Source organism: Microbulbifer sp. (assembly GCF_036563125.1).
GTDB lineage: Bacteria > Pseudomonadota > Gammaproteobacteria > Pseudomonadales > Cellvibrionaceae > Microbulbifer.
Window position 1 is genome coordinate 1 of record NZ_DATCMV010000116.1, and the last position, 14,625, is coordinate 14,625.

The 14,625-nt window shown below is 60.6% G+C and carries 14 protein-coding genes; 11 read left to right on the forward strand and 3 right to left on the reverse strand.

Annotation, left to right across the window (positions count from 1 at the left end; all coding sequences use genetic code 11):
* The 3 genes from VIL80_RS09715 to pcaF form a co-directional block, all read left to right on the forward strand.
* The coding region (locus VIL80_RS09715) for a sulfotransferase family protein (protein WP_332035913.1) at nucleotides 1-429 on the forward strand (429 nt) is incomplete at its 5' end.
* A 61-nt stretch (nucleotides 430-490) separates the two neighbouring features.
* Nucleotides 491-2,794, forward strand: a complete 2,304-nt coding sequence (locus tag VIL80_RS09720) for a TonB-dependent receptor (RefSeq protein ID WP_332035914.1) — start codon at nucleotides 491-493, stop codon at nucleotides 2,792-2,794.
* 87 nt (nucleotides 2,795-2,881) lie between these two features.
* Nucleotides 2,882-4,087 (forward strand): 3-oxoadipyl-CoA thiolase, encoded by a 1,206-nt coding sequence (pcaF, locus tag VIL80_RS09725; protein WP_332035915.1) that lies wholly within the window; start codon nucleotides 2,882-2,884, stop codon nucleotides 4,085-4,087.
* Between the two features lie 22 nt (nucleotides 4,088-4,109).
* Here the strand turns inward: pcaF and VIL80_RS09730 are convergent, their stop codons facing one another.
* Nucleotides 4,110-5,084, reverse strand: coding sequence for a SphA family protein (locus VIL80_RS09730; protein ID WP_332035916.1), 975 nt, complete (start codon nucleotides 5,082-5,084; stop codon nucleotides 4,110-4,112).
* A gap of 250 nt (nucleotides 5,085-5,334) precedes the next feature.
* Between VIL80_RS09730 and VIL80_RS09735 the strand changes: the two genes are divergently transcribed.
* The gene (locus VIL80_RS09735) at nucleotides 5,335-5,754 is read left to right on the forward strand and encodes a c-type cytochrome (protein WP_332035917.1); all 420 of its coding nucleotides are present in this window, start codon (nucleotides 5,335-5,337) and stop codon (nucleotides 5,752-5,754) included.
* A 159-nt stretch (nucleotides 5,755-5,913) separates the two neighbouring features.
* Here VIL80_RS09735 and VIL80_RS09740 read toward each other — a convergent pair whose 3' ends face one another.
* Nucleotides 5,914-7,221, reverse strand: a complete 1,308-nt coding sequence (locus VIL80_RS09740) for a hypothetical protein (protein ID WP_332035918.1) — start codon at nucleotides 7,219-7,221, stop codon at nucleotides 5,914-5,916.
* A gap of 301 nt (nucleotides 7,222-7,522) precedes the next feature.
* Nucleotides 7,523-9,556: a DNA helicase Rep gene (rep, locus tag VIL80_RS09745; RefSeq protein WP_332035919.1), complete on the reverse strand. Its 2,034-nt coding sequence runs from the start codon at nucleotides 9,554-9,556 to the stop codon at nucleotides 7,523-7,525.
* Between the two features lie 162 nt (nucleotides 9,557-9,718).
* On the opposite strand from rep, the gene VIL80_RS09750 reads away from it, so the two are divergent.
* From VIL80_RS09750 to VIL80_RS09780, 7 genes are all read left to right on the forward strand, one after another.
* A complete protein-coding gene (locus tag VIL80_RS09750; protein ID WP_332035920.1) occupies nucleotides 9,719-10,597 on the forward strand; it encodes a helix-turn-helix domain-containing protein in 879 nt (292 codons plus the stop codon).
* Nucleotides 10,598-10,666: 69 nt separating this feature from the next.
* Nucleotides 10,667-12,091 carry a hypothetical protein gene (locus VIL80_RS09755; RefSeq protein ID WP_332035921.1) on the forward strand — a complete coding sequence of 475 codons (1,425 nt, stop codon included), beginning with the start codon at nucleotides 10,667-10,669 and terminating at the stop codon, nucleotides 12,089-12,091.
* Between the two features lie 57 nt (nucleotides 12,092-12,148).
* Nucleotides 12,149-12,385, forward strand: coding sequence for a DUF3565 domain-containing protein (locus VIL80_RS09760; protein WP_332035922.1), 237 nt, complete (start codon nucleotides 12,149-12,151; stop codon nucleotides 12,383-12,385).
* Nucleotides 12,385-12,840 (forward strand): YaiI/YqxD family protein, encoded by a 456-nt coding sequence (locus tag VIL80_RS09765; RefSeq protein WP_332035923.1) that lies wholly within the window; start codon nucleotides 12,385-12,387, stop codon nucleotides 12,838-12,840. Before VIL80_RS09760 ends, VIL80_RS09765 begins: the two co-directional genes overlap by 1 nt.
* Before the next feature lie 23 nt (nucleotides 12,841-12,863).
* Nucleotides 12,864-13,364 carry a GNAT family N-acetyltransferase gene (locus VIL80_RS09770; protein ID WP_332035924.1) on the forward strand — a complete coding sequence of 167 codons (501 nt, stop codon included), beginning with the start codon at nucleotides 12,864-12,866 and terminating at the stop codon, nucleotides 13,362-13,364.
* Nucleotide 13,365: 1 nt separating this feature from the next.
* Nucleotides 13,366-14,268 carry a subclass B3 metallo-beta-lactamase gene (gene bla, locus VIL80_RS09775; protein ID WP_332035925.1) on the forward strand — a complete coding sequence of 301 codons (903 nt, stop codon included), beginning with the start codon at nucleotides 13,366-13,368 and terminating at the stop codon, nucleotides 14,266-14,268.
* 1 nt (nucleotide 14,269) lies between these two features.
* Nucleotides 14,270-14,625: GNAT family N-acetyltransferase (locus VIL80_RS09780; protein ID WP_332035926.1), on the forward strand; the 356-nt coding region annotated here is incomplete at its 3' end.

Consider the following 14,625-nt stretch of genomic DNA (forward strand, 5'->3'; position numbering starts at 1 on the left):
GCGAAAATCATCGACGCCAGGCGCCATCCCATCGCCTGCTGCTTTTCCAATTTCAAACAGCATTTTGCCCGCGGCCAGCGCTTCAGCTACGACCTCGCAGAGCTCGGCCACTACTACCGCGATTACCTGCGCCTGATGGACCACTTCGATGCGGTGCTGCTTGGCCGTGTGCTGCGCGTGCAGTACGAGGATACGGTGGCGGATCTCGAGGGGCAGGTGCGCCGGCTGCTCGACTATTGCGGGCTGCCGTTCGAACAGGCCTGTGTGGATTTCCACAACAACAAACGCGCGGTGCACACCGCGAGTTCCGAGCAGGTGCGCCAGCCGGTATACCGCGACGGCCTGTCGCAGTTCCGGCCGTTTGTGCCGCAGCTGCAACCATTGATCGACGCACTGGGTCAGGAGGTTATGTCCCGCTACCCGCTTTGAGTGGAAGTGCCGAACAACAAAAAAACAACAGAAAAAACTGCAATACCAACGGAGAGTGTTAATGACAATTGATAAAAAACTCTGCGCACCGAAACTCGGCGGCTTTGTGAAAAAACGCCTGCCATTGGTGATCGCGTCCTCGCTGTTGGCTCCCGCGCTGGTCTGGGCGGATGCCTCCCTGGAAGAAGTGGTGGTGACCGCCACCAAGCGTGAAGCAAACCTGCAGGATGTACCGATTGCAGTACAGGCGCTGACCAACGAAAAGCTCGAACAGCAGAACATCAACAACTTCAACGACTACATCAATTTCATGCCGGCGGTGTCCTTCCAGTCCACCCGCCCCGGCATCGCGCAGGTATACATGCGCGGCATCTCCTCCGGCGGTGACGGCAACCACTCAGGCTCCCAGCCGAGTGTGGCGGTGTACCTGGACGAGCAGCCGGTAACCACCATCAACCAGGTACTGGACGTGCACGTGTACGACGTCGCGCGTATCGAGACCCTGTCCGGTCCCCAGGGTACCCTGTTCGGCTCCAGCGCCCAGGCCGGTACCCTGCGCATCATCACCAATCAACCGGACACCGAGAAATTTGAAGCGGGCATGGATGTCGGCGTCGATAGCACAAAGAACGGCGGTGTGGGTAATTCCGTCGAGGGTTTCGTCAACCTGCCGGTGAGCGAGCGGGCGGCATTGCGGGTGGTCGGCTGGCGCCAGGAAGACGCGGGCTATATCGACAGCGTTGCCGGTAGCCGCACCTACGCCGCCTCCGGTATTACCGTGAACAGTGACAAGTATGTCGAAGAGGACTTCAACGACAGCGTCACCGAGGGCATGCGCGCGCAGTTGAAGGTTGACCTGAACGATAACTGGACCGCGAACCTGGGGGTGAATACCCAGCAGCAGGACACCAACGGCGTGTTCGATCACGACCCGGACGATGTGGGCGACCTCGAGGTGGTGCGCTTCGGCCCGGACAAATATGAGGAAAGCTGGACCCAGAGCTCGCTGACCGTGCAGGGCAGTGTCGGCGGTCTTGAAGTGACTTATGCCGGCGCGCATCTGGACCGCGATAGCGACTGGGCCTCCGACTATTCCGCCTATGCCGAGTATCTGGAAAACCTGTACGCGGACTACGGCTACGACTGCCTCTACTACAACAGCATGGGCGGCTGCGCCGATCCGACCCAGTACATCGACGAGAACAACAAATTTCGCCGCACCAGCCACGAGCTGCGGGTGCAGTCGGACCAGGAGGGTCGCCTGCGCTGGATCGCCGGTGCTTTCTATCAGGAACAGGTGCACGATTTCGACCTGCGCTGGCAGGTGCCGGACCTGAGCACCGACGACTCGGTGATCGAGAACGACCATGTGGTGTGGCAGACCGCGCAGGTGCGCAAGGACACCGACCGCGCCCTGTTCGGTGAAGTCAGCTACGACCTGACCGATAAGCTGACCGGGATGGTGGGTATCCGCCACTTCGAACTGGAAAACTCCCTGGTGGGCTTTGCCGGCAACCTCGGCCGCTGTACCGATTTCCCCTGTGTCGATTACCCGAACGTAGATGCGGTTACCGATGACGAGGGCGAGACCTACAAGGTCAACCTGAGCTACGCCCTCAACGACGACGTGATGCTCTACACCACCTACTCGGAAGGCTACCGTCCCGGCGGCGTCAACCGCGCGCAGGTGGGCAATGTGTCGCCGGCCTATTCACCGGACTGGGTGTACAACTACGAATTCGGCTGGAAGACCACGCTGCTGGACAACCGCATGCGCTTCAACGGCAGTATCTACCGGGTCGACTGGGAAAACTTCCAGTACGCCTACCTGGACTACCAGGTATCGCCGCTGACCCTGATCACCAACGTGGGCCAGTCGCGCACCCACGGTATGGAGTTTGACCTTACCTACGCTGCCAGCGAACAGCTGCTGCTGTCGCTGTCCGGCTCGTTCAACGCGGCGGAGCTGCAGGACGACTACTACCAGACCGACGACGATCGCCTTGAGGGGATTGTCAGTGCGCCCAGCGGCACCGCCATGCCGTTTGTACCGGAGATGCAGCTGACGGGAACCGCGCGCTACGAGATGGAGCTGGGTGCCATGCCGGCCTATGTGCAGATGGCGTGGTCGCACACCGACGATTCCTGGAACAGCCTGGATGTGGGCCTGCGCCAGAAACAGGCCGCCTACGACCTGGTGAATCTGTCGGCGGGCCTCAGCGGCGAGCAGTGGTCGGCGGACATGTTCGTCAGCAACCTCACCGACGAGCGCGCCGAGATCTATCGCAACGAGAACGACTACGACGCGCGTATCACCACCAACCGGCCGCGCAGCATTGGCGTCCGTCTCGGCTACCGCTTCTGATCGGAAGCAGCCCCAGAAGCCGCGCCCCCGGGCGCGGCTTTTTTGTGATTTCCCCTTTTGTGATTCAGCTTGCGGAAAACAACAACAATGAAACAGGCACTGATCTGCGATGGTATTCGCACCCCGATCGGCCGCTACGCCGGCGCGCTGGCGTCGGTGCGCGCCGACGACCTGGGCGCGATTCCGCTGCGCGCACTGATCGCGCGCAACCCGGATGTCGACTGGGAGGCTCTGGACGAGGTGTTCTTCGGCTGCGCCAACCAGGCCGGTGAGGACAATCGCAATGTCGCGCGCATGTCGGCACTGCTCGCCGGGCTGCCGTTGGCCAGCGCCGCGGTCACCGTGAACCGGCTGTGCGGTTCCGGTATGGAGGCGGTGGGGCAGGCGGCGCGGGCGATATTCTGTGGCGAGGCGCAACTGGCCATCGCCGGCGGCGTGGAGTCCATGAGTCGCGCACCGCTGGTAATGCCGAAGGCCGATGCGGCCTTCTCGCGGCAGGCGGAAATTTTCGACACCACCATCGGCTGGCGCTTTATCAACCCGCAGATGCAACGCCTGTTCGGCACCGATTCCATGCCGGAGACCGCGGAAAATGTCGCCGAACGCTACGGTATTTCCCGTGAGGATCAGGACCGCTTTGCGCTGCGCAGCCAGCAGAAGTGCGCGCTCGCACAGGCGGAAAAGCTGTTCGATGAGGAGCTGGTAGCGGTGCCGGTGGCGCGCGGCAAAGGCGAGCCGCTAATGGTGACAGCCGACGAACACCCGCGGGCGGACACCAGCCTGGAGTCGCTTGCCGCTCTGCGCGCGCCGTTTCGCGACGGTGGCAGCGTCACCGCGGGCAATGCATCCGGGGTCAACGACGGCGCCTGTGCGCTGTTGCTGGCGAGCGACGACGCTGCGGTGCAATTCGGCCTGACGCCGCGCGCGCGGGTCGTGGGTATGGCCAGTGCGGGCGTGGAACCGCGCCTGATGGGTATGGGGCCGGTGCCGGCGGTGCGCAAGCTGCTGCGGCAGCTGAACCTGAGCCTTGAGGCGATGGATGTAATTGAGCTGAACGAGGCCTTCGCAGCCCAGGCACTGGCGGTGCTGCGCCAGTTGGGACTACAGGACGACGACCCGCGGGTAAACCCGAATGGCGGCGCTATTGCCCTCGGCCATCCGCTGGGGATGAGCGGTGCGCGCCTGATCAATACCGCGGTCGCGGAACTGCAGCGGCGGCGGGGGCGCTACGCGCTCTGCTCCATGTGCGTGGGCGTCGGCCAGGGTATCGCTATGGTGATCGAGCGGATCTAGATTCGAAGTATTGCCTGAGCTGTCACTGCCACTGATACACAAACTTGAGCCACACATACTCTCCTTCGGTGGTGTTTCGGGTATCGGTCTGGGGCAGCCAGGAGAGCTCCAGCAGAATATTGTCTTTGCCCATGGGCAACATGTAGCCGAGGACGGGACCGATGCCGGACGAGCGCATCTTGAACTCGTCGACAAAGCGGCCCGGATTGCGGTCCGGGCTGAACTGCTGGCCCCAGAAGCCATTGAGTCCCAGGGTGATGAACCCGTCGCCGGCTTTGATCATCTGTTGAACACTGGCATCCAGGTGAAAGGTGCGACCGCTGCGATAGTCCGTGTCTGAGTTTTCATCGTTGAACAGCACACCGGTAAATACTGAAGCATTGAACCCCTTTTCCAGATTGCTGTAGGCCACGCCAACAACCGGGTCTACCGCCCAGTAATTGAGCCCCTCGTTGGCGAGCCGGCCCACCTCGTAGTCCCCGGTGGGGGCGTGGATGGCGAACATGAAGTTGTATTGCCAGCAGCCCTCCTGCCAGGCCATCAGCGCAGGGATCAGGGTGGTATCGCCGAGGCCGGAGACCGAATCGCGACGACTGAAATTACCGAAATTGCTTTCGATGGTGCCGGTAACGCTGACATCCACCCAGGAGGGAAAGGCGCCAAGTGTGTATTTGGCGCCGAGGACCGTGTCATCAAAGGTGTACAGCAGCCCCGGGGCAACAGCCTCGATTTTCACATCGATACCTGCCGCTACCAGGCCGGCGATGGGGGTATCGGCGGTAGCGCCGAAATCACCGCTGTAATGCATGTACTGAGGCTTAACCACCCAGCCGGTCTGTATCGGCGCGCGGTCGATCAGGGTCGCCATGGTGCCCGGCACGTAGTAACCGATGCCACCTTCCGTGGCGCCGACGCGGGTGGGAAGCAGCGCCACTGTAAACAACAGGGCGAGCACGACCAGTTGGGGGGCGTTTACAGAGTGAGTCCTTTCCGTCACGGGGAGTACCTCTTCCGTGGTTTGACTGAAATATCCAATAACCCAAAGCAGTCTAGTTTGTCTGGGCCAAGCCAGCGAAATTCCCTTCGGGTCCTCTGGAATTCCGTATTTTGGACATGTTGAGTCGACCTCGGTGGCCCTGGGGCCTTCGCAGGGGCGGGCGCTATGCTTATAATGCGCGGCTGTTTGGTAGAGGTTTGTGGCGATTGCGCCGAAATCTACAGGCCGGCTGGGCCTTTAGGGGGAATGGATGAAAGTTGTATTGAATTTCGTAGCGGCGCTGGCCGTGGTGGCTGGCGCAGCTGTTGCGGTGGCGCAGTCTGTGGATGAGCAGATCTCCGAGCGAACCGCCCCGGTAGGCAAGACCTGCATGAAAGGCGACGAGTGCGCGGCGGCAGCGCCGGCGGCAGCGGCCTCTTCTGGCGGTGCCCGCAGCGGTAGCGATGTTTACACCGGTAACTGCGCTGCCTGTCACGGTACTGGCGCGGCTGGCGCACCCAAGTTCGGCGACGCCGCTGCCTGGGGTCCCCGCATCGCCAAGGGCATGGACACGCTCTACACCCACGCGCTGAACGGTTTCAACGCGATGCCGGCGAAAGGTCTGTGCATGACCTGTTCCGACGACGAGGTGAAGGCTGCCGTTGACCATATGGTCGAGGGTAGCAAGTAAGCGATCGCTTACTGCCGAAAACAAAAAAGCCGCTCACAGAGCGGCTTTTTTGTACCTGCCACTTGGCGTAAGTGAGCGCAAGGTTTGCCCCTACACGCAGTAGGGGGCTGCGCGTGGAAATGCTATTAGTCTCGTCCGGACGAAGCCTGGAGCGGCAGTTCAGTTGTCCACTCTGTGTTCATTGAACTCTGTCAGGTAGGCAGTTGAAAGGAAGTACTTTTCAATGACCTGCTCTGCCAATGGCCCTTCCCCGAGTACTTCGCGCAGGACCTGCTGGGCAAAGCTAAAGTCGGTAAACCGGGTTTCCCGGGTCAGCAGGGCGGTGATCCACTGCAACATGCGCTCGCGCCCGATCTCTTGCTCCAGCTGTACCCAGACTGAGGGAACCAGCTCGTAGCGGATAAAGTTGCCGTGCAGTTTGCCCGGGTCCACCAGTACCGCGCTCAGGGAGGGTGGCGATACCTTCACTACCCGTTGTAGTTTTTTCTGTCGCAGGGTAGCGGCTGCGGGTTGGCCGAATTCCCGCTCGACAACGATCAGGGATAGGTACTCGGCGAGGGATTCGTTGAGGGTCAGGCCAAAGTCGGAGTTGAAGTCGCGGTAATTGGAAAAATAAACATGGGCCAGCTCATGGGCTATAAATCCTGCTTCGCGGATCTGGCGTTCGCGGTCATTGGACAGCAGATCCGCGAGAATTTCATTTTCATGGCTCACGTTGACGATACTGGGGCTGGATACCCACATCCACGCGTTCTTTCGGCTTACAGGCGACGTGTCGATTAAGGTGAGGCCGCCCTGTTTGAAGGGATGCCCGAACATTGCCGCGAAATGTTCTTGGTAGCGCGTGACAATGGCCAGCCCGCGTTCCATTTCCTCCTGCGTGAGAGCGCTGCCCAGTAGCCGGTTGTTGCCGTGATTGGCAATCGTGTAGCTACCAAGGAACAGGAGTGGTTCTACTGGCCGCGTGGCGACAAAGCGGCCCACTTGTCCCCGCACCGGAGAACTGCCATTCACGTACAGGGTTTCACAGTCCTGACAACTTAGCCGGATGTCGTAGGTAACCTGGTAATAGTGCCGGTCGTGCTCCGCATCATAGAACTGCGGGAACCAGGCTGACTGCATGCCATCCGTCCTGAGTGAGCGCCCGTTGAAGGCAATATTGCCTTTCCAGTCGAAACGCGCTGCCTGGTCTATTTCCGCGATCACGGGATACTTGCCCGTATATTTCCAGGTAAGACCGGTGGGGATAAAGTTGTTCTCGCCGGTATTGTCAGGGATCGTGTAGGCAAGGCTTTCCCCGAATCGCTCCGTCATTGCGGATCGGTTGTAGTAATACGTGGTTGATCCATCGGTGCTACGAATATGCTGGATATTGAGCCCACTGTTCAGCAGGAAGTGGTGATTCTCGACCCGGGGAATATGGGTGACTTGCAACTCGGCATTGATGGTGCCGTGTTGGATCGACACTTCCACACTACCGGTGACATGGGGCACTGGTGACGCAGCTGCGAAACATGCACCTGGGACCAACACAAGCACGAATAGGAGAGTGTGGGGGATTGGGCGGGCAGCCAAGGGGGAATTCCTTTTTCTTTTTTTGATGTTTCCCCTGTGGCTCATTACTTCTTGCCACGCATACTACAGGGGCAATCACTATACCGGCTGCGAAGGTTGCTCACCAACCCGGTGAATGGTGCGTTTGTATCGCCATCTGACGAACAGACTTCGCAGCGGGTATTGCGACAAAACTAATCGGCAGCTCTGCCGATTAGTCAAACATGCTCAGCAGCGAGCCCAGTGTCTCCGCCCCCTTGGCCTGGTTCTGCTCCGGGGTCGCCTTGGCGAATCCTTCAAAGATGCAGTCCTCCTGCGGCATTTCATCGAGGAAGCGGCTGGGGGTGGTGTCCTGGTTCTCGCCGAACATCTTGCGCTTGCCCGCCAGGGTCATGGTCAGGGTGCGCTGTGCGCGGGTGATGCCCACATAGGTGAGGCGGCGCTCCTCCTGGATATTGTCATCCTCGATGCTGTTGCGATGCGGCAGCAGGTTTTCCTCCATGCCGATCATGAACACGTGGGGGAATTCCAGACCCTTGGCCGCGTGCAGGGTCATCAGGCTGACCTTGTCGGTGGCTTCCTCTTCCTCCTGGCGGTCCAGCATGTCGCGCAGGATCAGCTTGGAAATGGCCTGTTCCAGGCGCACGTCCTGCTCCAGCTCGTCGTCGGTGCCCTCCATGGTCTTCATCAGGCTGTCCAGCAGCCAGTAGACGTTCTCCATGCGCTTCTCCGCCACCTTCTCACTGCTGGCGTTCTGCGAAAGCCAGCCGGCATAGTCGATGTCATCGAGCATCTCGCGCAGGGCAGTTTCCGGGCTATTGTCGGCGCAGTTGCGGGCCACGCCCTCAAGCCAGTGGGCGAAGCGGTTGAGGCGCTCGTAGCCCTGTTCGGTGATGTGCTCCTTGAAGCCGATCTCGGAACAGGCGCGCAGCATGGAGATCTCGCGACCCTTGGCGTAGTTGCCCAGCGCCTCCAGGCTGCTGGTGCCAATCTGCCGGCGCGGGGTATTGATGATGCGCAGGAAGGCGTTGTCGTCGTCCGGATTCACCAGCAGACGCAGGTAGGCCATCACGTCCTTGATTTCCGCGCGGGCGAAGAAGCTGGTGCCGCCGGACATCTGGTAGGGGATCTGGTTTTCCTGCAGCTTCATCTCAATGAGACGCGCCTGGTGGTTGCCTCGGTACAGTACCGCGAAGTCCATGAACTTGGCGCCGCGGCGGGCCTTCTGCAGGAAGATCTCGTTCGCGACCCGCTCCGCCTCCTCGTTTTCGTTGGCGGTCTTGAGCACGCGGATCTCATCCCCGAGCCCCTTGTCGGACCATAGCGCCTTGTCGAATTCGTGCGGGTTATGTGCGATCAGGTGGTTGGCCACCTTGAGGATGCGGCTGGTGGAGCGATAGTTCTGCTCCAGCTTGATCAGCCGCAGGTTGGGGTAGTCCTGCTTCAGCTGGCTCATGTTTTCCGGACGCGCACCGCGCCAGGCGTAGATGGACTGGTCGTCGTCACCCACCACGGTGAGGCCGCCGCGGCTGCCCACCAGCATTTTCACCATCAGGTACTGCGAACTGTTGGTGTCCTGGTACTCGTCCACCAGCAGGTAGCGAATCTTGCGCTGCCAGCGGTACAGCAGTTCCGGATTGGATTCGAACAGCTGTACCGGAATCAGGATCAGGTCGTCGAAGTCGACGGAGTTGTAGGCCTTGAGCGCGTCGCAGTAGCGCCCGTAGGCCACCGCCATCGCCTGCTCTCCGGGGCTCTGGGCCAGCTCCAGCGCCTTGCGCGGAGTGACCATGTCGTTCTTCCAGTTGGAGATCTGGTTCTGCACCCGGTCCAGCAGGTCGGTGTCCAGGTCGCCGTCGCGCAGCATAAGCTCCTTGATCAGGCCGCGGGCGTCCTCGGCGTCGAATATGGAAAAGCCCGGTTTGAAACCGGCGGCGCGGTGTTCCTTGCGCAGGATATTCAGGCCGAGGTTATGAAAGGTGGACACGGTGAGGCCGTGGGAGGCCTTGGATTTCTTGCCGTCGGGTCCCACGATCAGCTTGCCAACCCGCTCCTTCATCTCCCGCGCGGCCTTGTTGGTAAAGGTCAGGGCAGCGATATTTCGTGCCTGATAGCCACACTCTTCAATCAGATAGGCGATTTTACGTGTAATTACACTGGTCTTGCCGGAACCGGCACCGGCCAGTACCAGACAGGGTCCGTCGACGTATTTGACTGCTTCCGCCTGGCGCGGATTGAGTTTGGTCATAGGGGTACAGCGGGGTTGGGAAGGACTGAAACGACTCGAAGGAGGGGATTCTATCAGCCGCGCCCCGGGTTGGCTGCGCCCGGAGTTGGATTTATATTGACCAATGCGACGAGAGAGCGACCTGCGCTGCAGGCGCACATAACAAAAATACGGGCCGACCCCATGAAGACCAGTACACCGCTATCCCTGGTGGACCAATCCCGCGGCGAAAGCGCGTTTGGGCGCCTGATGCACTTCTGGCGCAAGACCCTGGGCATGTCCCAGGAGCAGCTTTCGGAAGAGCTGGGTGTGTCCACCCGCCACATTAGCTTCCTCGAGACCGGCCGTTCACAGCCTTCTCGGCTGGTGGCGGCGTCGTTGGCAGACTGTTTCGGTCTGAGCGGGCGCGATCGCGCCTACCTGCTCACCGCGGCGGGCTTTTCCGCCGACCAGTCGGTGTTTGACTCCCCGGAGCTGGCGGCGTGGATGAACAAATCGATGCAGAACGCCATGGCTCGGGCGGAACCGGAACCTGCGTTCGCGCTGGATAATTTCGGCCGGGTTATCTCCGCCAACCGCGCCTGGCTGGCGTTTATGCTGCCGCGGGTGGATTCGTCGCTATTGCAAGATCCCAACATCTACGAGCTGGTAATGCATCCCCAGGGCCTGCGCCCGCACCTGCACAATGGCACCGCACTGTCCTGTGGCCTGGCCCTTTACCTCACCATGGAAACCCTGCAGAGCGATGCCCCCGAAGGGTGGGCGGTGCTGGAGCGGCTGCAGGCGGCCGGGGCACTGCCGGACAACTGGCAGCAGCTGGCGCGACGCCTGATCCACACCAGTGACTATCCGCTGGCGCTCACCACCGAAGATGGCATCGTCAACCTCACGGTGTACAACGACACCCTGTCTTCCACCTCGCAGCTGGTGCAGCCGCGCCTGCTGATCGGGCACATATACCGCGACGACAACCAGCGGGTGGTGAGTGACGCGGAGCTGGCGGCGGTACAGGATGATCACCCGCTGTTGTATCGCCCGCTGATGAGCGCGGCGATTACCTGACAAATAATGGCCGCGGCCGCGGGGGCCGCCTAAGCTCGAAACGTCAATAAAAATAACGAGCACATGGCGATGAACCAGACCCCCAATACCCGCGGCGTAGCCGATCCCCCTGTTTCCAACCCGTCCGTTGCCAGACCGCGAAGCCCGGGCTGGCGCTGGGGCCCGTTCACCTTCCGGGTTCCGTTCCTGCACCTTAAGTTCGTGCCGTCGCAGTTTCTGCAGGGAGTGGTAGTGGCCAGCGGCACCAGCCTGATCATGGCGCCGGTGATGATCGGTTACTTCGGTCTCAGCTTTGAGGAATCCCTGGCGCTGTTGCTGCTGGCGAACACCCTTTTATGCGCGTCGTTCCTGCTATTTGGCGAACCCTTCGCACCGGGCATGCTGACCCCGGCGTTTCCGCTGGTGCTCACGTTCATCGTCAGCGGCTACCCGGAAGGGCCCGAGCGCTTCCAGGTAATGACCGCGCTATCGCTCACCCTTGCGGCCATCGCACTGCTGTTCAGTCTCTCCGGGCTATCGCGCCGGCTGATGGCGGCACTGCCGGTGGCATTGAAGGCGGGAATCATCTTTGGCGCTGCGATTTCCGCCCTGGACCGGGTATTCGTGAAAGACGTTGCCCTGTTTTCGAGTCACCCTTTTAGTGCCTGCACCGCGCTGCTGGTGGCCCTGCTGTTTACCTTTTCCGCGCCGATACAGATATTGCGGACGCGCTACCAGTGGATCGACAGCTTCTGCAGCCTCGGCCTGTTGCCGGGATTTGTCGCCGCCGCCGCGGTGGGGTGGATCGCCGGTGAGGTGCAGTTTGATATCCGCTGGGGCCTGTTCCTGCCGCCAGTGGTGGAGACCCTTGGCAAGGTGTCCCCGTTTGCCATCGGCTGGCCGCCCCTTGGTATGTACCTGGAGGTGTTGCCGCTGGCGTTTGTGGCCTACGTGATACTGTTCGGTGACTTCGTCACCGGCTCGGAAATGATTCGCAGCGCGCAGCCGGCGCGGCAAGACGACCCCATTGATACCGACTTCGAGCGCAGCCAGCTGGCCGTGGCCGCGCGCAATGGCGTCTCCGCGCTGATCGCACCGCTGTTTCCCTATCAGGGCATCCTGTGGACCGGGGTGCACGCGGTCATCATCCAGACCTGGCGCTGCGGCCGCGACAAGATGGCGGACCTGCACAGTGGCATCGGTTCCTACTACGGGTTCGGGCTGCCGCTGATTTACCTGTGCTGGCCGTGGATCAGCCTGATCAAGCCGATCATGGCCATCGCCCTGATGCTCACCCTCGCGCTCACCGCCTTCGCTTGTATTCTGGTGGCCGCGCCACTGGTGAAAAAACCGCTGGAAATGGTGTGCGCCCTGGTGATCGGCTACATGCTGGCCATGTTCGATGTGTGGACGGCGCTCGCCGCGTCCGTTTTCCTGCTGGTCTGCATCAATGGCAACCTGCCGCGCTGGAACCGGGGCGCGGGTCTTGACGTGACCGCCAAAGTGCGCGAATAGCTTTTACCTCCTTGCCCGATTTGTCTATAAAGGCACCTCATTGAGGTGTCTTTTTTTATGCAGCAGCCGGCCATATTCCAACCGATTCGCGGTTATCACCGCGACGAAGAAGACCACTGGGTGGCACAGCTCGCCTGTGGCCACAACCAGCATGTACGCCACGACCCGCCCTGGCAGAATCGCCCATGGGTTACCACGCCGGAAGGGCGCGCGAAAATGCTGGGAGTGAAACTCGAGTGCAAAAAATGTAGTGCAGGCGCCCCCGCCGACGAACAGCCGCAGGAGCGTATCTGATGGCAAAAATATGGGTCGACGCCGACGCCTGCCCCACAGCCATGAAGGAGATTCTGTTCCGCGCCGCCGAGCGCACGCAGACCGAACTGACCCTTGTGGCCAACCAGTTTATCCGGGTGCCGCCGTCACCCTTTATCCGCTCGCTGCAGGTCTCCTCCGGCTTCGATGTCGCCGACAACGAAATTGCACAGCGCTGTGAGGCCGGTGACCTGGTGATTACCGCCGACTTGCCGCTGGCCGCGGATGTCATCGACAAGGGCGCTACCGCGCTCAACCCCCGCGGCGAGAAATACACCAAGGCGAATATCCGCGCGCGCCTGAACATGCGCGATTTTATGGAAACCCTGCGCTCCAGTGGTGTCCACACCGGTGGCCCGCCGCCGCTTGGGCAGCAGGAGCGCAAGGCGTTTGCGGATCAGCTGGACCGCTGGCTGGCGCAGGCGAAGAGAAAATAATTACAGCAAGTCCCGGAGTTGCGATGGCAAGCCCGTATTCCCTCATACCCTTCGCGGAAGAATATCTTGCCGACCTCATGGGCTGGATAAATTCGGAGGTGGAGTGCCGGCAGTGGGGTGCGCCGGAGTTTCGCTACCCGTTCGACCGCCACAGCTTTTCCACAGACAGCCGCTGGCGGGAACTGCCGAGCTTTGCTGTGCTTGACGCACAGGGCGCGCCGCTGGCGTTCGGGCAGTTTTATCGACGGCTTCACTGTTGCCATCTTGGCAGGTTGATCGTGGCACCTCATGCTCGCGGGCGCGGGGTGGGTCAACAGTTGATACGCAAACTGGCGGTGCAAGCCCGCGATGCATTGCATCTTGAACTGTGTTCGCTGTTTGTATTGAAAAATAATCTCGCGGCAAAAGCACTGTATGAAAAAATGGGTTTCGAGGTGTGCAGCTACCCCGAGGAAATGGAGTGGCTGGATATGTGCCATTACATGGTCGCGCCGATGCATAAATTACTGGTTATGGAAAAGTGAAATGGGCAATTGTTTCGGGGTGGTTGCAGCGAAAATTCTACTGGCGGGAGCGGTGATCTCCGCTACCTTCTTTGCCACAGCGGCCGAGCAACCGCTGCCGCAGCTTAAAGCCTACGAGGTGCCGGAATCCTGGCGCATGCCGGAGGAGCCGCTGCAAATCAGCGAACACACCTGGCAGATTGGCACGCAGGAACTCAGCGCATTGCTGGTCAAAACCGACGCCGGTGCGGTATTGATTGATGGCGGTATGCCACAGGTTGCAGCGCATCTGCTCGACAATATGCGCAAACTGGGGGTGGAACCGCAGGATCTGAAATGGATTCTTCACAGCCACGCCCATGTCGATCACGTTGGCCCACTGGCGGAAATCCAGCGCGCCACCGGCGCGCGGCTGGTGAGTAATGCCGAATCCGGGCGGCTGCTCGCCAGCGGCGGCGCCGGCGATATTCATTTTGGCGACGCTCTTTTATTTCCGCCGGTGAACGTTGATCGCTATGTGTTGGACGGTGAAACAGTTGAGCTCGGTGGATTGCAGTTTAAGGTGCATTTTATTCCGGGCCATACGCCCGGCAGTATGGCCTGGACCTGGCAGGACCGCCGCGATGGCAAAACCGTGGATGTGGCCTATGTCGACAGCCTGACCGCACCGGGTTACCAGTTGCTGGATAACCCGCACTATCCGAATCTGCTGCAAGACTTTGGTTTTACCTTTGCCAAGGTTCGCGATCTCCCCTGCGACCTGTTACTGACTCCCCACCCGGGGGCCAGTGGCTGGAGTTACACCGGTGAAGCCCAGCAGGAAAAGGAAATGGACTGCAGGGACTATGCGGTTCAGGCGCAGCTTCAGCTGGACAAGCAACTGGAAAAACAGCGCCAGTTAAAAAAGAAACAGGCTAAACACTGAAATGGTGATTGAAGCGGTAACTCCGCGTCTGCGACTGCGCCAGTGGCGGGACAGCGATCGCGCACCGTTTGCGGCGATGAATGCCGATCCTGCGGTGATGGAATTTTTTCCGGCGCTGCTGGATCGCGCCGAAAGCGATGCGGCTATCGATCGCCAGATCGTGCATATCGAACAATATGGCTGGGGATTCTGGGCGGCGGAAACGCTGGAGGACGAACAGTTTATTGGGTTCATCGGTATCAAGCAGGTCGCCGACAATATGCCGTTTGCTCCGGCCGTGGAAATCGGCTGGCGGCTGGCGAAAAATGCCTGGAGCAAGGGCTTTGCCACCGAGGCCGCGCGCACCTGCCTGCAGAT